Source organism: Limnoglobus sp. (assembly GCF_059499385.1).
Genome location: NZ_JCABYM010000153.1, coordinates 62,902 through 81,688, shown reverse-complemented (window position 1 = coordinate 81,688; position 18,787 = coordinate 62,902). Strand labels below are relative to the sequence as shown.

The window sequence follows — 18,787 nt, the reverse complement described above, 5'->3', positions numbered from 1 at the left end:
ATTACTCCCCTGTTGGCGGCCGAACTCGTGGGCGTCTGACCGATGCGCGACGTTGGATTTGTCGAATCGGGTTGTCGGATGCGTTAGAATTCGGGTACAGCGTTCTTCCGCGAACTGCGAGGTCGGTCATGACGAAGAGTGTCGAGGCCGTGTTGGAACCGTCGGGCGCGCTACGCCTGCTCGAACCCCTCACGGTAACGAAACCGACGCGGGTGATGGTTACCGTCCTGCCGGAGCGGTCCGTCGCCGACGCGTACCGGGACGCGAAGGCCGAGACGGACGGCCCGGAGGCCGCCGCCCGGCGGGCGGCGGCGGTCGCCGAGTTCCGCGCCGGGCAGGCGCTGCCGACGGCCGAGGCGATCGAGCTGTTCGAGTCCCTCGTCGCGGGGACGGACAAGAAATGAACTACCGCGTCGTCTGGCCGCGGCGGGCGGTCGAGGCCCTGGCGTGGGCCTACATGGCCGCGACGGAGCGGGAACAGGCGTCGGCCGTGACCCACGCGATGGCCGAGGTGGACCGGTTGCTCGAACGCTCGCCGCTGGCCGTCGGCGAATCGCGGATCGGCAACGATCGCATCCTGTTCGCGCCGCCCATCGTCGTCGAGTACGAGGTGTTCGAGGACGAGAACGTCGTCGTGGTGACGGAGGCGCGGTACCGCGGGTGAAAAGAAAAACCCCGCCGTCGATGGCGTTGCACCATCAGCGGCGGGGCCGGAACAGAGAAGAGGCACGCATACCTTCGCTAAACCGCCCCGCCCTGTCAAGACGAACAATGTAAAAATTGCCGGCCCTCGAAAAGACAGCAAATCGGTCGAGATTCCGGCCTCTTCGTAACTCGCGTCGTGATTGTGAGTTTCGCTCCACTCCTCTGGATTTGAGGCGAGCCGGAAGTCAGAAACAACCCGTCGGGAATCCCGCGCCGACTCTTCCCATCTTCGCGACTCTGCGGCTTGGCGCGACCCGTCCTCGCCCCCGATAATGGCAGTCGCCCCCCCGAACCGGAGGTTCCCCACCGTGATCCGCTCCTGTTGGCTGTTGCTCCTCATCGCCTCCCCGCTCCTCGCCGCCAACCCGCCGCTCGGCACGAAGGCCGCCGACTTCACCCTGACCGACGCCGCCACGAACAAGCCGTGGGCGCTCGTCGAGAACACGCGGGCGGCGAAGGCCGTCGTCGTCGCGTTCCCCGGCACGGCGTGCCCGGTCAGCCTCGCCTACGTCCCGAAGCTGAACGACCTCGCGAAGAAGTACAAGGAGGACGGCGTTCAATTCGTCGCCGTCTACAGCCACGAGTCGGACACGGCGGCGGATGTCGCGAAGCAGGCGAAGGACTTCGGCCTGACGTTCCCCGTGCTGAAGGACGACGGCACGACGGTCGCCGACAAGTTCCACGTCGAGCGGGTCCCGGACGTGTTCGTTCTGGATGCGACGCGGACGGTCCGCTACCGCGGCCGGATCGACGACCAGTTCTCGCTCGGCGTCCACAAGGCGAAGGCGACGACCCGCGAGCTGGCGAACGCCATCGACGCGGTGCTGGAAGGCACGGACGTGAAAGTCCCCGAAACGACGGCCAGCGGGTGCAAGCTGACGCGCGCGAAGCCGGCTGCCAACTCGGGGCCGCCCGTCACGTACACGAAGGAAGTGTCCCGCATCATCCAGGCGAAGTGCCAGGAGTGCCACCGGGCCGGGGAGGCCGCGCCGTTCGCGCTCGACAGCTACAAGGCGGCGAAGGGCTGGTCGGCGATGATCCGCGAGGTCGTGGCGGACGACGTGATGCCGCCGTGGCACGCGGACGCCCCGCGCGGCCACTTCAAGAACGACCGCCGGCTGTCCGCCGACGACAAGGCGACGCTGCTCGCGTGGATCGACCAGGGCTGCCCGGAAGGCAGCGCGAAGGACCTGCCGCAACCGCGGACGTTCCTCGACGGGTGGCGGCTGCCCCGCGAGCCGGACGAGGTGTTGCGGATGAAGAAACCGTTCCCGGTCCCGGCGAACTCGTTCCTCGGCATCGGCGTGCCGTACCAGTACGTGCCAGTCGGCGAGCCGTTCGCCGAGGACAAGTGGATCGAGGCCGTCGAGGTCCGGCCGGAGTACCGGGCCGTCGTCCACCACATCATCTGCTTCATCCTCCCGCCCGGCGGCACGCTGTTCGACCTGGCCGGCGCGGACTTCGGCCGGCACATGCTCGGGGCCTACGTCCCCGGCGACGCGCCGGTCATCCTGCCGAAGGACCACGCCCGCAAGATCGCGAAGGGGTCGCAGCTGATCTTCGAGGTCCACTACACGCCGAACGGCAAGGCCGGGAAGGATTCGTCGATGGTCGGCATCTGCTACGCGAAGGGGCCGCCGAAGCACGAGATTCACAACTGGTCGATCATGAACGGCAAGTTCCGCATCCCGCCGGGGGCGGACAACCACGAGGTGAAGTCGAAGTTCACGTTCGCGAAGGACTCGCGGCTGTTCATCATGACGCCGCACATGCACGTCCGCGGCAAGGCGTTCAAGTACGAACTCGTCGCGCCGGACGGCACGCGGGAGGTGCTGCTGAACGTGCCGAAGTACGACTTCAACTGGCAGGCGAACTACGAGCTGGCGAAGCCGCGGGACATCCCGGCCGGGTCGCGGATCGAGTGTACGGCGTGGTACGACAACTCGGCGAAGAACCCGACGAACCCGGACCCGGCGGCGACCGTCCGGTGGGGCAACCAGACGTGGCAGGAGATGATGATCGGGTTCGTGGTGTACACGGAGAAATGACCGACCACGACCAGCGGTTCAAGACGATCGTCCGCGAGTTCTTCGCGGACTTCTTGACCTTGTTCTTCGCCGACTGGGCGCGGCGGTTCGATCTGTCGGCGGTCGAGTGGCTCGACACGGAGCTGCTGCCGGACCCGCCGGCCGGCGACCGCCACCGGCTCGACCTCGTCGCCCGGCTGCGGACGCTCGACCCGGTCGGCGGCGAGTGGCTGGCGCTCGTCCACGTCGAGATCGAGTCGCCGGACAAGACGACGGTGCTCAAGCCGCGGCTGCCGGCGTACTACGTCCACCTCCGGCAGCGGCACGGGCTGCCGGTGCTGTCGATCGTGATCTACCTCAAGGTCGGGCTGGACGGTCTCGGCGCGGACACGGTGGTCGAGGCGTTCTGGGAGTTCGACGTGCTGACGTTCCGCTACCTGTACGTCGGCCTGCCAGGGCTGGACGCGGAGGCGTACCTGCGGGGCGACAACTGGCTCGGCGTGGCGCTGTCGGCGCTGATGCGGCTGCCGCGGGAGCGTGCGGCGGAGTACGGGGCCGAGGCGTTACGGCGGCTCGGTACCGCCCCGCTGACGGAGCAGCAGCGGTTCCTACTGGGCGACTGCGTGGAAGCCTACCTGCCGCTCGACCCGGCGCAAACGCAGGAGTTCGAGCGTATACTGGAAGCGAACAGTATCGAAGGAGTACCGGCCGTGAACAAGACCCGTTACGAGAAGGCGCTGGAGCAGGGCGTGGAGCAAGGGCTTGAGCGAGGCCGCCGCGCCGGGCAGATCGAACTCCTCGAAGCGCTCCTCACGGATCGCTTCGGCTCTCTCTCGGAAGAATCGCTCGCGAAGCTGCGGGCGCTGCCGGACGCGGCCCTCCGGCAGCTCGGGGGCGACCTGCTCAAGGCCCCGTCGCTCGCCGCCCTCGGCCTGTAGCGGCGGTCACGCCACGACCGGCCACTTGAACGTCGAGCTGAGGCCCACGCGGCGGCCCGTGTCCTGCGACTCGCGGGTCGCCTGGATGATTTCGAGAACGTGCAGCGCGTGCTCCGGCGTGACGAGCAGCTCCTTCCCCGTCGCCAGGCTCTCGGCCGCCAGCGACGCCCCCATCTGCCAGACGAAGTCCGACTTCTCCGTGACGTACCGCTTCGCCTTCGGCTCCTTCTCCGTCGCCAGGTCCACGCCGTGCGGCTCCCAGTCGTACCCGACGAGGCCGAGGAACCCCGTCGTGCCGACGATCGTGATGCTGTGCCGGGTTTCCTCCTTCGCCTCGTGGCCGTGCGGGTTGAAGTAGTTGAACCCGGACTGGACGTGCGAGATCACGCCGTTGCCGTGGTCCATCAGCACCATCGCGTTGTCCTCGGCCTCCACCTTGATTTCGCCCTTGCGGTCGATCTTGCGGGTCGGCGTCACGACGCTCGTCATCGCGGTCACGGACTTCGCCGGGCCGAGGACGCCGGTGAGCGTCGTCAGGTTGTACACGGCGAGGTCCGGCAAGCTGCCGCCGCCCTTCTCGTAGAAGAACGACGACCACCCCGGCCCGGTGTGGCCGTAGTCGGCGTGCGCCGCCGCGACGCGGCCGAGCTTCCCGCCGCCGACGGCCTTCGCCATGAACGCGAACGCCGGGCTGACGACCATCGCCGGCGCGCCCCAGAGCTTCGTCCCCTGCTTCCTCGCGAGTTCCAGCAACTGCTGCCCGGCGGCGAGCGAGTTCGCCAGCGGCTTCTCGCTCCAGACGTGCTTGCCGGCGGCGATGGCGAGCTTGTTCAGCCGCTCGTGCTCCTGCATGTCGGTCAGGTTCACGAGCAGGTCGAACGCGGCCCCGGCGAGCATCTTCTCGATGTCCGGGTACTGGTTCGGGACGTTGAACTTCTCGGCCCGCGCCTTCGCGCGCTGGGGGATGATGTCGCAGGCGCTGACGAGTTCGACGTGCGGGCACGTCGCCAGGTGCGGCAGGTAGACGCCGGACACGCTGCCGCAGCCGATGACGCCGACGCGGACCTTCTTGGTTTCGGCGCGGGCGGTGGCGGCGAGGCCGGCGGCGGTGGCGGCGAGGAACGTGCGGCGGGTGGCGGCCATGATCGGTCTCCGAGGGAAGGGAAATCGGGGACGAGTCCGGGATTAGAATAGCGAAACGGTCCGGCCCGAGGTTCCGCCCGTGGAGTGACGCCAGATGGACGCATCCCAACGCCCCGCCCGCCGGTCGTGGGCCGAGCCGTGGAAGGTGAAGATGGTCGAGCCGATTGCGATGCTCTCGCGGGAGCAGCGCGAGGCGGCCATCCGTGAGGCCGGGTACAACACGTTCCTGCTGCGGAGCGCCGACGTTTACATCGACCTGCTGACGGACAGCGGCACGAGCGCCATGTCCGACTGGCAGTGGGCCGGCATGATGCTCGGCGACGAGGCGTACGCGGGGAGCAAGAACTTCTACAACCTCGAAGCCGCGGTGCGGACGCACTACGGGTTCAAGCACGTCGTCCCCACGCACCAGGGCCGCGGGGCGGAACACCTTCTCAGCAAGGTCACGATTAAGCCCGGCGACTTCATCCCCGGCAACATGTACTTCACGACGACCCGCATCCACCAGGAGCTGGCCGGCGGCACGTTCGTCGATGTCATCATCGACGACGCCCACGACCCCGAGAAGGAGTTGCCGTTCAAGGGGAACGTGGACCTGAACAAGTTCGAGGACCTGATCCGCAAGGTGGGGGCGGAGAAGATTCCGTACATCACGGTCCACGCGACGGTGAACATGGCCGGCGGGCAGCCGGTGAGCATGGCGAACGTGAAGGCCGTGAAGCAGCTCGCGGACAAGCACGGGATCAAGGTGTTCCTCGACGCGACGCGGGCCGTCGAGAACGCGTACTTCATTCAACAACGGGAGCCGGGGTACCAGAACAAGAAGGTGGCGGAGATTTTGCGGGAGTTCTGCTCGCACGCGGACGGCTGCACGATGAGCGGCAAGAAGGACGCGCTGGTGAACATCGGCGGGTGGCTGGCGGTCAACGACGACAAGATTTTCGAGGACGCGACGAACCTGGTGGTCGTGTTCGAGGGGCTGCAGACCTACGGCGGGATGGCCGGGCGGGACATGGAGGCGATGGCCCGCGGAATCGTCGAGAGCGTGCAGGACGACCACATCCGCGCCCGCATCGGGCAGGTCGAGTACCTCGGGCACAAGCTCGTCGAGTGGGGCATCCCGATCGTGCGGCCCGTCGGCGGGCACGCGATCTACCTGGACGCGAAGAAGTTCTGCCCGCACCTGCCGCAGGACAAGTTCCCGGCCCAGACGCTGGCGGCGGAGCTGTACGCGGACAGCGGCGTCCGGGCGATGGAACGCGGCATCGTGTCCGCGGGGCGGAACAAGGAGACCGGGGACCACTACTACCCGAAGCTGGAGCTGGTGCGGCTGACGATCCCGCGGCGGGTGTACACGCAGGCGCACATGGACGTGGTGGCCGAGAGCGTGGCCGCCGTCCACGACGAGCGGGCGAGGATTCGGGGATTGAGGATGGTGTACGAGCCGAAGTACCTGCGGTTCTTCCAGGCGCGGTTCGCGCCGGCAGAGTAGTAGGCACACTCCGTGTGCCGTCTCCTCGGCGGATCAGGGAGTTCGTCCGAGCCGCCGCGGCCCACCATAGTAGTAGGCACACTCCGTGTGCCGTCTCCTCCGCGTATCGGCGAGTTCGTCCGGGCCGCTGTGACCGGCAGAGTAGTAGGCACACTCCGTGTGCCGTCTCCTCGGCGGGTCGGGGCGTTCGTCCGGGCCGCTGCGACCCACAGCAGACGGCACACGGAGTGTGCCTACTACTATGTGCCGCGGGGAGTTCGTTCGAGTCGCTGCGACCCACAGCAGACGGCACACGGAGTGTGCCTACTACTACTTCGGTTCCCCCACCAGCCGCTTCAGCGCCTGGCGGGCGTCGTCCTCGATGATCCGCACCATCTCCGTCAGGTTCTCCAACTCCCTCACCGCCTTCACCCCCTCGTCCGTCGTGCCGTCCGTGTCGTTGAGCATCTTCCCGATGGCCGTGTACGCCGGCTCGAACGTGTTCAAGAGCTTCCGCAGGCCGAGCTTGTCGTTCTTCTTGATGAGCACCTCGTTCGCCCGCTTTAGCAGGAACACCGTCTCCTTGTACTCGTCGAACGTCTTCACCGTCAGCCACTTCTTCATCGTGTCGCGGGCCTTGCGGTGCTCCTCGTCCTTCGGCGTCCACTCGGCGAGCAGCTTCTCCCGCGCGTCCTTGACCGCCTGGTCGCCGGGGATCAGGTTGATGAGCTTCTCGTAGGCTTCGAGCGCCTCCGGCACGTCGCCGTGGGACACGTACTCCTTGATCCGCTCGGCCAACTCCTTCGACCGGAACTCGACCTCCAACTTCCCGGAGTCGGCCGACGCGTTCGCCGCGTCGCGGAGCAGGCCCATCGTCTTCGCCATGTCCTTCTGCCCCTTGTCCACGGCCGCGAGTTGCTTCTCGCTCGAATCGAGGATGCGCTTGATCCCCTCCTCGGCGGCGCGGGGCTTCTCCCGGAGCTGCTTCAGCTCGTCCGTCAGCGCCTTCTGCGCGGCCGCGAGCTGCGTCTGGCCGCTCTCGGCCGCCGCCAGCGCGTCGCGGTTCTTGCTCAGGTCGAGCAGCTTGTTCACCTTCTCGAACAGCGCCCGCTGCGACACGAACAGGTCGGCCACGCGGACGCGGTAGTCGTTGCACTCGCGGGCGAACACGGCCCGCTCCTCGTCCTCCGGCTTCACGTCGAACCGCAGCACGACCGGGTCGTCGCCCAGCACCGGGATCGGGAACAGTTGCGGGTTGCCGCCCTCGACGCCGACCTGGATGCACGCCACGTTGTTGAACACGCGGCCGGACCGGTACGTGCCGTTCTCGTACTTCAACACGTCGTCCGGGCCGGGCTGCGCGTCGAAGTCCATGTCCGTGCCCGCGACCTGGATCAGCGACCCCTTCACGTGCGGCGTGCCGTCCGGCCTGACGAGCCGCAGGCGAACCTTCGTCTCGACGGTGGCGAGCTTCATCACCCGCACCCCGGTCCGGCGGCGGGCGTCGCGGTTGAGCGCGTCCCGGCCGAACGGGTCCTTGAACCGGGTGAGGATCACGCACTTGCACGACCCGGTGTCGTCCACCTTCTCGGTCACCTTCAAGAGCGTGTACACGAACGGCACGGCCGTGCGGATCGTCGGAATCTGGCCGCGGAAGTCGCGGGGTAGGGGGTTCTTCGGGTCGGCCGGCTTCGTCACGTCCCGGACCGCGGAGGCCATGAGCACGTCCCCCTTCTTGACCCACTTGTCCGCCGGCGCGAGGGCCGTGCCGCGGAACGTGACCTTCATGTAGTTCTCCTCGCCGACGACGGGGAACGCCGTGCCGACGGGGCCGAAGTCCGGCTCGACGAGCAAGGACGCGACGCGGCCGAGCATGTCCGTGGTGCGGGTCGTCTGCTTCCGCAGGACCGGGGACGCGATGCCGGTGAACCCGTCGAGCTGCCGGGCAGCGAGGTGGAACACGCCGTCGCGGTAGTCCACGGTCAGGACGTGCGACTTGACGTCGCTGACCGGCCGCGACGAATCCGGGTCGAGGGCGGCCCACCCCTTCTCGGCGAACGCCTTCCAGAGCGGGTTCTTGCCGTCGAGGTTCTTCGTGAAGTCGATGACTTCGACCTCGCCGGCCGACTCGATGGACGCCTGGAGCGCGGCCCGGAGTTCGCGGGCGAGTTGCGTGCGGACAACGTCGGACAGGACAGGGTGGTCTGCGCAGCGGAGGCCGACCTGCCAGCGGTACGGGGCGTTCGGTTCCGGGTCGAGCGGCGGCCGGGTTTGACCCTGGGCGAGCTGCGAAAACAGTACGACGAGTGAAATCGCGAGAATTGGTCGGATCGACATGTTTCCCCCGCTCGCATTAGTAGGCTAAGGTGTAGTGTACCGCGCGGAAATAGTAGTAGGCACACTCCGTGTGCCGTCTGCTGTCGGTCGCAACGACTCCGTGCCGGTCTCCGCGGCGTGAAGGAGACGGCACACGGAGTGTGCCTACTACTTTGAATAACGCCGAGATCGCCTCCCATGTTGAACCCCCGCATGATGAAACCGGCGCAGAGCTACCAGGTGGGGTTCGAGGTGTCGATCCGCGCCCCGCGGGAGCGGGTGTGGGCGGCGCTCGTCGAGGAAACGTCGAACTGGTGGCCGAAGGACTTCTTCTCGGCGGAGAACCCGGCCGGGTTCGTGATCGAGGGGCAGCTCGGCGGCCGCGTGTACGAGGCGTGGCACGGCGGCGGCGGCGTCCTGTGGGGCACGGTCGTCGTCTGGTCGCCCGGCTACCGGATGACGTGGGCGTGCGAGATGTACCCGGACTGGACCGGCCCCGGCCGGTCGTTCGTGACGTTCGACCTGGAAGAGCGCGGCGTCGAGACGTTGATGAAGGTGTCCGACGCCGGCATCTGCATCAGCGCGAGTCAGGCGGCGACGAGCCTGGGCAGCGGGTGGCAGCGGCTGATCGGCACGCACTTCAAGAGCTACGTGGAGGCGGCGATGTGGGCCGGCCCGACGGCCTACGACTCCGGCCGGCTGAGCGTCCACTTCGACGCGCCGCACGGCCCGCCGAACGGCAGCGGCCGCCTCCCCCCGCCGCGGCCGCGGGTGGGCTAGCCGGGCGGGTGGTCACCCGACTCTCGCACCGCGAGCCAGCAGCCGAGTGCCCCGCCCGCTACAGCCGCCATGAGACCGCCGACGCATTTCGCAAGAAACAGGTGGATCATTACGCCGAAGTATTCGAGGTCTTCACCCGTCGGGGGCCATATCCGCTCGCGATAGGCCCAGATCATCTCGCAAACGATAAGAACGCAGCCCCAACCGACCACCGCACCGAGCAAGAACCCGGTAGTCCCGGCCGCGGCCTTTGACATCTGAGACCCTCTTGGCGGGCTACCGATCCAAATCTGTGGTAGGAATCGCGGCAGGTACATCACGCTTCGCAGCGTCTTGAGAAACGGCCGGATTCGACGATGCCTTGTTGCCTTCGACAGTGCCGGCCGCCAAGAATCGCCGCAACGACTCCGCCACCTCGCCCGTGCCGGGCGGGCCGCCGCCAAGGGCCGCTTCCAGTTCCGCCCGCACTTCACTCAGCTTCTTGTGACCGATCATAGCAGCCCCTCTAGCGATTCCCACAGGTTCGTGACAAGCCTCACCGCCTCGTCCGCACTTGTGCCGCCGACCAACACTTCGGCCGTCGCCTTCGCCATCAGCGCGTCACGATCCGAACCCGGCCCGAGCACCAACGCCCCGAGTATCGAAGCGAGAACCTCTTCGGCCGCGAGCGACGACCCGGCCGCTTGAGCCGCGAGCCGCGGGTGGCGGGCCACCAGTTGATGGCCCCGCTCGTGGGCGATGATCGCGCGGAGGGAGAAGTCCTCCGGGTCGGCGTCCCGCTCGAACGCCTCGGCGTACACGGTGAGCAGGTCGCCGCCCTCCTCGGCCCCGCGACCGTACTGCGCCCCGCCCGTCTGACTGTACACATGCCGATACTCGACGCGGCCGACGAACCCGACCGCACGGGCCAACCGCAACGCCCGTGCCCGCCGCCGACGGGTTTCGGCCGACGAAATTGGTGCGGGCGACTGGTGAGCGGCCATCTGGATAGTTTACAGCAGTTGACGAGGCCCAGCGCGGCCGCTTATCGGCCTGAATGGTGAATCGACAGTCCTCCCGGCGGGGGTCGAACCCGCGACCACGGGCTTATAAGGCCCGCGCTCTGACCACTGAGCTACGGGAGGCCGCGAACGACCGCCGTATGCTATCGCGTATCATCGCACCCTCCTTCCTGCGGCCGTTGCCGCGCTAGCGCAGAACGATCTCCACGACCGTCTCCAGGTCCACGGCGACCCACGCCTCCTCGCGGACACCGCCGACTCGCACCTCGACCTTTCCCAACGGGGCCTCGACCGAGGCCGTGCCGTCCGCGTCCGTGACGGCGGAAGTCCCGCCTCAGACGAACCCGCACCCGCTGATCGTCACCCGCTGGCCGCGGCACGGCCGCCCGTCCCGCCGGCGGACGAACACGGTCAGCGTGCCCTTGAGTAGGACATCGTCTTCCAGCGGCGACCAGTCGCCCATCGGTTGTGCCCTCCCGTCGTCAAACAACCACGATCTCCCGCTAGCCGCGCCCGGCGGCCGACGAAAGGACGGTCACCTGGGTGACACCGGGCTGCAGGTACGCCTGCGCGGTGCGGCTGCCCGGCCGCCCGTCCCGCCGCAGCGCCCGCCCTTGGAGTAGCGCGAACGGCCCGGCCGACGGCGGGTTGAACTGAAGGCCGGACGGCTCCAAGTCGGCGGGCGGGTGCGACGGGTGGGCCACCCGGACGCAATCCCCCCAGGCGAACCCGAACAGGCCCGCGAACGCCGCCCACACCGCCCGCTCTTCGGGGCGGATCTCTTCCTCCAATACGACCTCCAGCCGGGCGAGTGTCGCCCGGTCGGCCTTCGCCACGAATTCGCTCTCGCCCAACCCTTGCCGGCCGAGCTGCTCGAACAGGGCGCGGTACGCGGTGATCAGTTGTCCGAACTGGTGGCCGACCTGGGCCAACTCGTACCCCCGTGCGGCCAATCGTGCCGCCTCGTCCCCGGTCGCCCACATCCCCGCCATCTGTTCACCCTTCCGCTGGTGACTACCCGCAGCGTAACGACTCCAGACCGCCGGGTCAAAAACCAAACCCGCCGCAACGCCTGCCAACGGGCAAGTTGGAAACTCGCCCTACAAAAACACCGAACCCCCTGGGCGGCGAGGGGGTTGCCACCCAGGGGGTTCGTGATTGTGTGCCGGAGGGCGGACGGGTTTGCCCTCCGGCCGGGTTACATCTTAGTGGCAGCCGCCGCAGGCCGGGGCCGGGGCGCAGCCGCTGTCGCAACCGCTATCGCACTTCTTGCCCTTCAGGCTCGCGAGGCGGGCCTTGATCCGGTCGAGCAGGCTCGGCCGGTCGCACTCGGGCTCGCAGGCCGGGGCACAGGCGTCGTGGCAGGCCGGGCCGGTCGGGCCGCAGGCGGCCGGGGCCGCACACGCCGGGGCGACCGCGACTTGCCGCTCGACCACCTTCGGGACCATCTTGCACACCGTCACGGTTTCCGTGCAAGGCACTTGCACGCAGACCTTGCGGGTGGCCTGGTAGGACACGCACTTCGGCACGCAGACGGTGTAGTTCTCCGTCCGCGACTCGCACACGTACGTCGTCTTGCAGACCGGCACCTGCACGCACTCCGTCACGCACCGCTTCTTGCAGACCGGCACGGTGACGTTCTCCGTCACGCACCGCTTCTTGCAGACCGGGACCGTCACGCACTCGGTCACGCACTCGTAGGTGCAGACCTGCTTCGTGACCGGCACGCAGACCTTGACCTTCTTGCAGGTCGTCACCGGCTCGCACACCTTCTCGCACGACACTTGCTTCTTGCAGACCGTGACCGTCTTGCCGCACGGCGGCGGGGCGCACGGGTCACAGAACGCCTTCAGCCGGTCGCCGAGGCCGGGGCCGACGGTCACTTCCGTGGGCACGTAGCTCACGTTCCGCTTCGTCCGCTCCTTCATCTCGGTGACTTGCTGCGTCTCCCACTTCGTCTCCATCACGGTGACGGTCCGCGTGACCGGGACCTTCTTCGTGACGTTCTTCTTTTCCATCACCGTCTCGGTCACCCACTTCGTGACCGGCCGGGTTTCCATCACCGTCTCGTTGACCCACTTGGTCACGGTCCGGTTTTCCATCACCGTTTCCGTCTTCGGGACGCGGACCTGCACGGTGCGGGTCCGGGTCTCGTTGACGTGCTCCGTCTTCGTCGCGGTGTAGGTCTCGTCCTTCCACTCGCTCTTCATGACGGTGCGGGTTTCTTGCACGTTGGTGGGGACCATGATGGTCTCCTTCACCGTCGTGTACGCCGGGGCCGGGGCCGCGGCCGGAGCTGCGGCACCACCCGTCGTCGGGGCGGCCGCCGGGGCCGCCGCGGCCGGGGCCGCCGGGCCGCCGGTCGTGCCGCAGCCGCCGGCCGTCGCACACGGGTCGGCGGGGGCACAACAGTCCCCGCCCTTGGACTTCCCGCCCAGCAACCGCCCGCCGAACGCCGAGGCGTCGGCCGCGGTCAGGCCGACGGCCACCGCCGTCAGCGTACAGACCTTCAATCGGCGAACGTTCATCTCTCTCACTCCCTGTTCCCCACACACCGCCCGCCCCCCGCCGCGACCTTCCGTTTGCCGCTGACCAACGCGATGGGGCAAGCCGTGTGCTTGCGGAAAGATGACGCGCAAACGGGGAATGGGAAAGCGAACGAGGACGGCGAAGCCGAGAAATCTCGCCTATCTGGATGTGAATGCGCCCGTCGTGCGGGTCGTTCGATTCCGGCAAAGCGGGCGGGTGCGCGAAACCTTGCGGGGCGCGCCCGGCGGAAGCTAGCGACGTTGTGCCGGTCGGGCCGGTCGTCGCGCGCCAGGACCGGCGCAACCGCGCCACGCCGACGCTACCGTGGCATACCAGTTGCGCGGGGTCGATTTGCACTCAACCGGCCGCGGGGGGCTGAAAACGCTGGGCGAACGAGCAACTCTGCGGCGGACGTGCGGGTTGTAATAGTAGTAGGCACACTCCGTGTACCGTCTCTTTGGCGTGTCGGCGGGTTCGTGGAAGCCGCTGCGACCGACAGCAGACGGCACACGGAGTGTGCCTACTACTATGGGTCACTCCTCCACGCCGTTGAACAGGCCGAGGTAGCTGACGTACCGCCGGTCGCTGATCTGCTTCCGGGCGACGCCGTCCTTCACCCGGCAGCCGGCCTCGTGCGTGTGCGTGCAGTCCGGGAACCGGCACAGCGCCACGAACGGCCGGAGGTCGCTGAAGTACCCCTCGACCTCCTCCGGCCGCGTGTCCCACAGCTGGAGCTGCCGCACGCCCGGCGTGTCCACCACCCACCCGCCGAACGAGAGGCGGATCAGCTCCGCCGTCGTCGTGGTGTGCTTCCCCTTGTTCGTCGTCTCGCTCACCTCGCGGACCCGCAGCGACAGGTCCGGCTCGATCGCGTTCAAGAGCGACGACTTGCCCACGCCGGACTGCCCGGAGAAGACGGACGCGCGGCCCTTCAACAAGCCCCGCAGCCGGTCGATGCCGACGCCGGTGCGGGCGCTCGTCAGCACGGTCGGGACGCCGAGCCGCGAGTACGCGCCGACGAGCGGCTGCAACGGCACCGGGTCGGTCAGATCGATCTTGTTGAGCGCCAGGATCGGCTTCAGCCCGCCCTTCTCGGCGGACGCGACGTACCGGTCGATGAGGTGCGGCTTCAGGTCCGGCTCGACGAGCGAGATGACGATGACGAGCTGGTCCACGTTCGCGACGAGGACGTGCTCCCGCCGCCGGGACGCGCGGGTCAGCACGCCGTGGCGGGGGTCGATGCGCTCGATGACGCCCTCGCCGTCGCTGCCGACCGCTACCCACACCCAGTCGCCGGTCGTGACGATGCTCCGCTCGTCGGTTTGCAGGCTCTTCAGCACGCGGCGGACGGTGCAGCGGACGGTCCGGCCGTCGTCCAGCTCGACGAAGCTGTGCAGGCCGTGGACCCGGAACACGCGGCCGCGGACGCACGCGGCATCGACGCCGGGCATGGCCGCGTCGTCGCCGACGACGATCGTGCGGTGGCGGGAGATGTCCCCCTTCGCCCGGACCCGCTCGGTGTTGGCCACGTCCTCGGCCGCGTTCTCTTGGAACTGCCGGGTCAGGTCGTTCCCCCGCGGCGGCTTCGACCGGTTCCGCCGCAGCTCGACGCGGACCTTTTTCTTCTTCTCGCCCATAAGATTCCTCCGCCTGATGGCAGCATACGGACCCGGAGGGCGGTCCGGGCCGTCCGGTTCGCGCATTCGCAAGGCCCGCTCATGACCGCCCGTGTCGTTCCGCTCGCCGCCGCCGGGCTATTCGCGGCCGCCGTCGGGTTCGTCGCCGCGTTCGGCAGCAACTGCCCGCACAGCGACGAGTGGTACCTCATGGCCGAGGTGCTCCGGCCGGACTTCTCGTGGGCGTGGGTGACGGCCCACCACAACGAGCACCGGTACGTGCTGGCGAAGTCCCTCTGGTACGCGTCGCTGCGGCTGACCGACTTCGACTTCCGGGCCGGCATGTTCGCGACGCTCGCGTTCGTCGGGGCGGCGGTCGCGCTGCTGCTCGCCGCCGTCCGCCGCGGCGGGTGGTCCGTCGCGGACGTGCTCATCCCCGCGGTCCTCTTGCACTGGGGCCACTGGTTCGCGTGGCTGATGAGCTACCAGATGGCGTTCAGTGCCGTCGTGTTCTGCGCCGCCGGGTTCGCGTGGGCGGTCACGTTGGAATGCGAAAAGCGGGCCGCCGGGTTCGCGTCCGCGTTCCTGGCGCTCGCGGTCTTGAACGGCGGGTTCGGCGTCGGCTGGGGAGGGCCGATGGCCTTGTGGGTGGGGTGGGTCGCGTGGCGGCGGCGGTCGGTCGGGCTGGCGGTCGTGCCGCTCCTCGCGGCGGCGCACCTCGCGTTCGTGCTACTCACGACCCCCGCGCCGGTCAGCCGGCACGCCCGGCCGGACGCGGCCGGGTTCCTGACGGCGGCCGTCGGCTACCTGGGGCTCGGGTTCGGCCCGGCCGGGCTAGAAGGCTCCGCGGGACTACGGGCGGTCCTCGCCGCGGCCGCGGTGCTGCTGCCGGTCGCCGGGCTGCTCGCGGCGGGGCGGGCGATACTCGTCCGGCCGGAGGAGCGGGTCCGCGCGGCCGGGCTGGTCGCGGGGCTGGTCGGGCACTTGGCCGTCGCGGGGTCGGTCGCGTGGTACCGCGGGGAGGGGTTGGGCGAGCGGTTCGTCACCCCCAGCGCCGTCGGGCTGGCCGTCGCGTGGCTGGCCGTCCGCCGGCACGCCCGGCCGCCGCGGGGGGTGACGGTCCTCGTCGCCGTCGCGGCGGGCGGCGTCGTTTGGATGAACGCGGAAGACGCGTACTGGCAGGCCCGGTTCCAGCACACGATTCAAGAAGGTCTGCTCGCCGACGCGGGACGCGGGACGCCCGCGCTGTTCCTGACCGGCAAGCACGGCGGCCAGTGGCAAATCGCCGACCCGACCGGCACGCACTACGCGGCGCTGCGGGACGCCGGGGTCGGCCCGTTCCGCCGCACGCCGCCGGACCCGGCGTTCGTCGCCGTCCCGGTCGCCGTGGCCGAGGCGCTCCCGGCGGGCGACGGCGAACCGGGGGCCGTCGCCGTCCCGGACGCGCCGCGGCCGGTCCTCGGCCTCCGCGTGCGGGTCGAGCAACTTGCGACCGTCGGTTGGCAGGAGGTCGCGCTCGTCTGGTCCGACGGCGGCGTCGCGCATCGCGAGGTCGCGCACCCGGCCACGTCCGCCGGGCAGCGGCACGACCTCGTCTTCGAAACGACGCGGCTCCCCACGCGGGTCCGGCTGGGGGCGTCGTCGCCGTCGGCCGGGCTGAGAATCCTGGCGGCCGAGTGGCTAGTGCCGGCGCAGTAATTGGGTGGCGCGGCGCCGGGCCTTCGCGGCCCGCAAAGCCTCGACCCACCCTACGTCAGCCCCTGGTCGGACCAGACGGCCAGCTCGTTGCCGGCGGGGTCGGTGAAGTGGAACCGCCGGCCGCCGGGGAACGCGAAGATCGGCTTCACGACCGTGCCGCCGGCGGCCGTCACCCGTTCCAGCGTCGCTTCCAGGTCCGTCGCGTACAGGATGACGAGCGGGGCCTTCCCGCGCTCCGCCGGATCGCTCTGGAGGCCGCCGTCCAACCGGCCGTCGTTGAACGCGGCGTACGTCGGGCCGTAGTCCTGGAACGGCCACCCGAACGCGGCGTGGTAGAACGCCTTCGCGGCCGGGATGTCCGCGACGGACAGCTCGACGTAGTCGATGCGGTGGTTGTTCGGGTTCATGTTCCCTTCCCCTGGTATTACCTTCGCAGCCACCCGCGGTAGTCGCCGAGGCGGCCGTGCAGCGGGTGGCCTTCCTTCCGCGCCGCGATCACGATGTTCGCGCACGCCGTCGCGTCCGACTCCGCGTCGTGGTGCTTGAGCGACAGCCCCAGGTGGCGGCACACGTCCGGCAGCCGGGTCGGGCGAACGTCCCACGCCTTCCGGGCCAGCTTCACCGTGCAGTAGAACGGCTGCGGCGGCGGAACCAGCCCGGCCGCGTGGCAGCACGCCAGGAGGACGCCGCGGTCGAACGCCGCCGAGTGTGCGGCGATGAACTCGACGCCGTCGAGCAGCTTCGCGGCCGCCGGCCACTGGTCGCCGAAAGTTGGTAGGTCTTTGACCCGATCCCAGGTGATGCCGTGAATGTGGGTGAACAGCATCTGTCGCCGCGGCGGGCGGATGAGGAAGCTGGCCGCCTGGACGATCCGCGTCCCCTCGCCGACGATGACGGCGACGGCGCAGGCGCTGTCCCGGCCGTGGTCGGCCGTCTCGAAGTCGATCGCCGCGAATCGGCCCGTCGGGGATGGCATCCCGTCAGTGTACGGGCGTGAGTTTGTGGCGGCGAGTCGGTGGAACCCGGAGCGGAAGCGACGGGGTAGACCATCACCCCGTCGCTGCCGCTCCGGGTTCTACAAAGGCAACATGCCCAAGAAACCCGACCTGCCCACGAAAGTCTGTGCCGCCTGCGGGCGGCCGTTCGCGTGGCGGAAGAAGTGGGCGAAGACCTGGGACGCCGTCCGCTATTGCTCCGACCGCTGCCGGCGGAAGAAGCCGCGTCCTTGACGCGGCCGCGGCCGCCGCCGATACTGCCACTCGCTCCCCTCCCGCCGAAGGATCAACTCATGCGCCGCCTTCCCCTCGGTACTCGGTACTCGGTACTCGGCCTGCTGTTCGCGGTCGGCTTCGGACCCACCGGGGCCGCCGCCGACGTGACGATCGCGAAGACCGACACGCACCTGGAGTTCAAGGCCGGCGACGCCGTCGTCGCGAAGTACCAGTACGCCGGCACGGTGCAGGTCGAGAAGGGCGAAGGCACGAAGCCGCTCGCGAAGCCGTTCTTCTACCCGCTCAACGCCCCCGGCGGCACGGCCGTCACCCGCGGGTGGCCGATGGTCCGCGGCACGCCCGGCGAGAAGGTGGACCACTTCCACCAGAAGTCCGTCTGGTTCTGCCACGGCGACGTGATCCCGGAAGGCGTGACGATGAAGACGAAGTCGTCCGACAAGCGAATCCACGGCGTGGACTTCTGGGCCGAGTCGGCCGGGCACGGGCGGATCGTCTGCACGCTCGTCAAGGAGCCGGCCGGCAACAGCGTCACCACGCTCAACGAGTGGCGAACGCCGGACGGCGTGACGATCCTGGACGAGGTGCGGACCATCACCGTCACCGCCGGGCCGGCCGGAAACCTGATCGTGCTGGACATCGACCTGCACGCCGGCGTCTGCCCGGTCACGTTCGGCGACACGAAGGAAGGCTCGATGGGCGTGCGGGTGAGCGACGAGTTCCGGCTGGAGCGGGACGGCACGGCCGGCGTCGTGACGAGCGCCGACGGCACGGCCGTGAAGGGGAAGGCGAAGGACAACCTGCCGGTGTGGGGCAAATTCGCGGCGTGGCACGACTACAGCGGCACGGTCGGCGGGAAGCCGGTCGGCGTGGCGATCTTCGCCGACCCGAAGAACGCCCACCCGTCCGCGTGGCACACCCGCGCCTACGGGCTGATGGCCGCCAACCCGTTCGGCCGCAAGGACTCCGGGTTCCCGGACGTGAAGGGCAAGGCCGACCTGGTGAAGCTGGCGAAGGGCGAGCACCTGAAGTTGCGGTACGGCGTGTACGCCCACGCCGGCGACGCGGCCGCCGGCCAGGTCGCCGAGGCGTTCGCGGGGTTCGCGAAGTAGCGAGCGACTTCCGAAGTCCGGCTTCGACTTCGGAAGTCGAGGTCGCGCAGGGGCGATTCCGACCGGCCGGCGGTTCCGGGTAGGTCGGCCGAGCCGAGGCCGACCGGGGAGCCTCGCCCAGGGCGTCGTCCGGACTCCGCCGACCGCCTCTCCCGCGCGGAGCTTGGTCGGCCTCGGCTCGGCCGACCTACCCGGAACCGGTCGCTGTCCGCCATAGCTGCC

At 69.1% G+C, this 18,787-nt stretch carries 19 protein-coding genes and 1 tRNA gene; 9 read left to right on the top strand and 11 right to left on the bottom strand.

All coding sequences use genetic code 11. The features are described 5' to 3' along the window. Positions 1–128 precede the first annotated feature (128 nt). From AC5JJ2_RS26615 to AC5JJ2_RS26600, 4 genes are all read left to right on the top strand, one after another. Positions 129–404 (top strand): hypothetical protein, encoded by a 276-nt coding sequence (locus tag AC5JJ2_RS26615; RefSeq protein WP_495861089.1) that lies wholly within the window; start codon positions 129–131, stop codon positions 402–404. Further along, the gene (locus AC5JJ2_RS26610; protein ID WP_495861088.1) at positions 401–664 is read left to right on the top strand and encodes a hypothetical protein; all 264 of its coding nucleotides are present in this window, start codon (positions 401–403) and stop codon (positions 662–664) included. The genes AC5JJ2_RS26615 and AC5JJ2_RS26610 overlap by 4 nt, the downstream gene beginning before the upstream one ends. 349 nt (positions 665–1,013) lie before the next feature. Then, positions 1,014–2,753, top strand: coding sequence for a redoxin domain-containing protein (locus AC5JJ2_RS26605; RefSeq protein ID WP_495861087.1), 1,740 nt, complete (start codon positions 1,014–1,016; stop codon positions 2,751–2,753). Beyond that, positions 2,750–3,670 carry an RpnC/YadD family protein gene (locus AC5JJ2_RS26600; protein ID WP_495861086.1) on the top strand — a complete coding sequence of 307 codons (921 nt, stop codon included), beginning with the start codon at positions 2,750–2,752 and terminating at the stop codon, positions 3,668–3,670. Before AC5JJ2_RS26605 ends, AC5JJ2_RS26600 begins: the two co-directional genes overlap by 4 nt. Positions 3,671–3,676: 6 nt before the next feature. Here AC5JJ2_RS26600 and AC5JJ2_RS26595 read toward each other — a convergent pair whose 3' ends face one another. Further along, positions 3,677–4,813, bottom strand: a complete 1,137-nt coding sequence (locus AC5JJ2_RS26595) for a Gfo/Idh/MocA family protein (RefSeq protein ID WP_495861085.1) — start codon at positions 4,811–4,813, stop codon at positions 3,677–3,679. A gap of 94 nt (positions 4,814–4,907) precedes the next feature. Here AC5JJ2_RS26595 and AC5JJ2_RS26590 point away from each other — a divergent pair, with 94 nt between their 5' ends. Beyond that, positions 4,908–6,305: a tyrosine phenol-lyase gene (locus AC5JJ2_RS26590; protein WP_495861084.1), complete on the top strand. Its 1,398-nt coding sequence runs from the start codon at positions 4,908–4,910 to the stop codon at positions 6,303–6,305. A 309-nt stretch (positions 6,306–6,614) separates the two neighbouring features. On the opposite strand, the gene AC5JJ2_RS26585 is transcribed toward AC5JJ2_RS26590, so the two are convergent. Next, positions 6,615–8,621: a hypothetical protein gene (locus AC5JJ2_RS26585; RefSeq protein WP_495861083.1), complete on the bottom strand. Its 2,007-nt coding sequence runs from the start codon at positions 8,619–8,621 to the stop codon at positions 6,615–6,617. A gap of 177 nt (positions 8,622–8,798) precedes the next feature. Between AC5JJ2_RS26585 and AC5JJ2_RS26580 the strand changes: the two genes are divergently transcribed. After that, complete coding sequence (locus AC5JJ2_RS26580) at positions 8,799–9,380, top strand: SRPBCC domain-containing protein (RefSeq protein WP_495861082.1); 582 nt, start codon at positions 8,799–8,801, stop codon at positions 9,378–9,380. Between the two features lie 276 nt (positions 9,381–9,656). On the opposite strand, the gene AC5JJ2_RS26575 is transcribed toward AC5JJ2_RS26580, so the two are convergent. From AC5JJ2_RS26575 to rsgA, 7 genes are all read right to left on the bottom strand, one after another. After that, a complete protein-coding gene (locus AC5JJ2_RS26575) occupies positions 9,657–9,875 on the bottom strand; it encodes a hypothetical protein (RefSeq protein WP_495861081.1) in 219 nt (72 codons plus the stop codon). Beyond that, positions 9,872–10,246, bottom strand: coding sequence for a hypothetical protein (locus AC5JJ2_RS26570; protein ID WP_495861080.1), 375 nt, complete (start codon positions 10,244–10,246; stop codon positions 9,872–9,874). Before AC5JJ2_RS26570 ends, AC5JJ2_RS26575 begins: the two co-directional genes overlap by 4 nt. Positions 10,247–10,431: 185 nt before the next feature. Continuing rightward, positions 10,432–10,504 (bottom strand) — tRNA-Ile (locus AC5JJ2_RS26565). Between the two features lie 211 nt (positions 10,505–10,715). Next, a complete protein-coding gene (locus AC5JJ2_RS26560) occupies positions 10,716–10,844 on the bottom strand; it encodes a hypothetical protein (RefSeq protein WP_495861079.1) in 129 nt (42 codons plus the stop codon). A 40-nt stretch (positions 10,845–10,884) separates the two neighbouring features. Then, on the bottom strand, positions 10,885–11,373 hold the full coding sequence (locus AC5JJ2_RS26555; RefSeq protein ID WP_495861078.1) for a hypothetical protein: 489 nt from the start codon (positions 11,371–11,373) through the stop codon (positions 10,885–10,887). Positions 11,374–11,586: 213 nt separating this feature from the next. Beyond that, the gene (locus tag AC5JJ2_RS26550; protein WP_495861077.1) at positions 11,587–12,909 is read right to left on the bottom strand and encodes a hypothetical protein; all 1,323 of its coding nucleotides are present in this window, start codon (positions 12,907–12,909) and stop codon (positions 11,587–11,589) included. 534 nt (positions 12,910–13,443) lie between these two features. Then, positions 13,444–14,547: a ribosome small subunit-dependent GTPase A gene (gene rsgA / locus AC5JJ2_RS26545; protein ID WP_495861076.1), complete on the bottom strand. Its 1,104-nt coding sequence runs from the start codon at positions 14,545–14,547 to the stop codon at positions 13,444–13,446. A gap of 81 nt (positions 14,548–14,628) precedes the next feature. On the opposite strand from rsgA, the gene AC5JJ2_RS26540 reads away from it, so the two are divergent. After that, entirely contained in the window at positions 14,629–16,224 is a 1,596-nt protein-coding gene (locus AC5JJ2_RS26540; RefSeq protein ID WP_495861075.1) for a hypothetical protein, read from the top strand. A gap of 50 nt (positions 16,225–16,274) precedes the next feature. Here AC5JJ2_RS26540 and AC5JJ2_RS26535 read toward each other — a convergent pair whose 3' ends face one another. Both AC5JJ2_RS26535 and AC5JJ2_RS26530 read right to left on the bottom strand, forming a co-directional pair. Further along, positions 16,275–16,631 (bottom strand): VOC family protein, encoded by a 357-nt coding sequence (locus AC5JJ2_RS26535; protein ID WP_495861074.1) that lies wholly within the window; start codon positions 16,629–16,631, stop codon positions 16,275–16,277. 17 nt (positions 16,632–16,648) lie between these two features. Further along, positions 16,649–17,200: a 3'-5' exonuclease gene (locus AC5JJ2_RS26530; RefSeq protein WP_495861073.1), complete on the bottom strand. Its 552-nt coding sequence runs from the start codon at positions 17,198–17,200 to the stop codon at positions 16,649–16,651. Between the two features lie 112 nt (positions 17,201–17,312). Here AC5JJ2_RS26530 and AC5JJ2_RS26525 point away from each other — a divergent pair, with 112 nt between their 5' ends. Next, positions 17,313–17,453, top strand: coding sequence for a DUF2256 domain-containing protein (locus AC5JJ2_RS26525; RefSeq protein WP_495861072.1), 141 nt, complete (start codon positions 17,313–17,315; stop codon positions 17,451–17,453). A gap of 59 nt (positions 17,454–17,512) precedes the next feature. Then, positions 17,513–18,565, top strand: a complete 1,053-nt coding sequence (locus tag AC5JJ2_RS26520; protein WP_495861071.1) for a DUF6807 domain-containing protein — start codon at positions 17,513–17,515, stop codon at positions 18,563–18,565. The last annotated feature ends 222 nt before the right edge of the window (positions 18,566–18,787 follow it).

Excerpts from the sequence above, each read along its gene's own strand:
- AC5JJ2_RS26615 (WP_495861089.1), top strand. The coding sequence starts at position 129 with ATGACGAAGAGTGTCGAGGCCGTGTTGGAACCGTCGGGCGCGCTACGC.
- AC5JJ2_RS26610 (WP_495861088.1), top strand. The coding sequence starts at position 401 with ATGAACTACCGCGTCGTCTGGCCGCGGCGGGCGGTCGAGGCCCTGGCG.
- AC5JJ2_RS26600 (WP_495861086.1), top strand. The coding sequence starts at position 2,750 with ATGACCGACCACGACCAGCGGTTCAAGACGATCGTCCGCGAGTTCTTC.
- AC5JJ2_RS26595 (WP_495861085.1), bottom strand. The coding sequence starts at position 4,813 with ATGGCCGCCACCCGCCGCACGTTCCTCGCCGCCACCGCCGCCGGCCTC.
- AC5JJ2_RS26590 (WP_495861084.1), top strand. The coding sequence starts at position 4,908 with ATGGACGCATCCCAACGCCCCGCCCGCCGGTCGTGGGCCGAGCCGTGG.
- AC5JJ2_RS26585 (WP_495861083.1), bottom strand. The coding sequence starts at position 8,621 with ATGTCGATCCGACCAATTCTCGCGATTTCACTCGTCGTACTGTTTTCG.
- AC5JJ2_RS26580 (WP_495861082.1), top strand. The coding sequence starts at position 8,799 with ATGTTGAACCCCCGCATGATGAAACCGGCGCAGAGCTACCAGGTGGGG.
- AC5JJ2_RS26575 (WP_495861081.1), bottom strand. The coding sequence starts at position 9,875 with ATGATCGGTCACAAGAAGCTGAGTGAAGTGCGGGCGGAACTGGAAGCG.
- AC5JJ2_RS26560 (WP_495861079.1), bottom strand. The coding sequence starts at position 10,844 with ATGGGCGACTGGTCGCCGCTGGAAGACGATGTCCTACTCAAGGGCACG.
- AC5JJ2_RS26555 (WP_495861078.1), bottom strand. The coding sequence starts at position 11,373 with ATGGCGGGGATGTGGGCGACCGGGGACGAGGCGGCACGATTGGCCGCA.
- AC5JJ2_RS26550 (WP_495861077.1), bottom strand. The coding sequence starts at position 12,909 with ATGAACGTTCGCCGATTGAAGGTCTGTACGCTGACGGCGGTGGCCGTC.
- rsgA (WP_495861076.1), bottom strand. The coding sequence starts at position 14,547 with ATGGGCGAGAAGAAGAAAAAGGTCCGCGTCGAGCTGCGGCGGAACCGG.
- AC5JJ2_RS26540 (WP_495861075.1), top strand. The coding sequence starts at position 14,629 with ATGACCGCCCGTGTCGTTCCGCTCGCCGCCGCCGGGCTATTCGCGGCC.
- AC5JJ2_RS26535 (WP_495861074.1), bottom strand. The coding sequence starts at position 16,631 with ATGAACCCGAACAACCACCGCATCGACTACGTCGAGCTGTCCGTCGCG.
- AC5JJ2_RS26530 (WP_495861073.1), bottom strand. The coding sequence starts at position 17,200 with ATGCCATCCCCGACGGGCCGATTCGCGGCGATCGACTTCGAGACGGCC.
- AC5JJ2_RS26525 (WP_495861072.1), top strand. The coding sequence starts at position 17,313 with ATGCCCAAGAAACCCGACCTGCCCACGAAAGTCTGTGCCGCCTGCGGG.
- AC5JJ2_RS26520 (WP_495861071.1), top strand. The coding sequence starts at position 17,513 with ATGCGCCGCCTTCCCCTCGGTACTCGGTACTCGGTACTCGGCCTGCTG.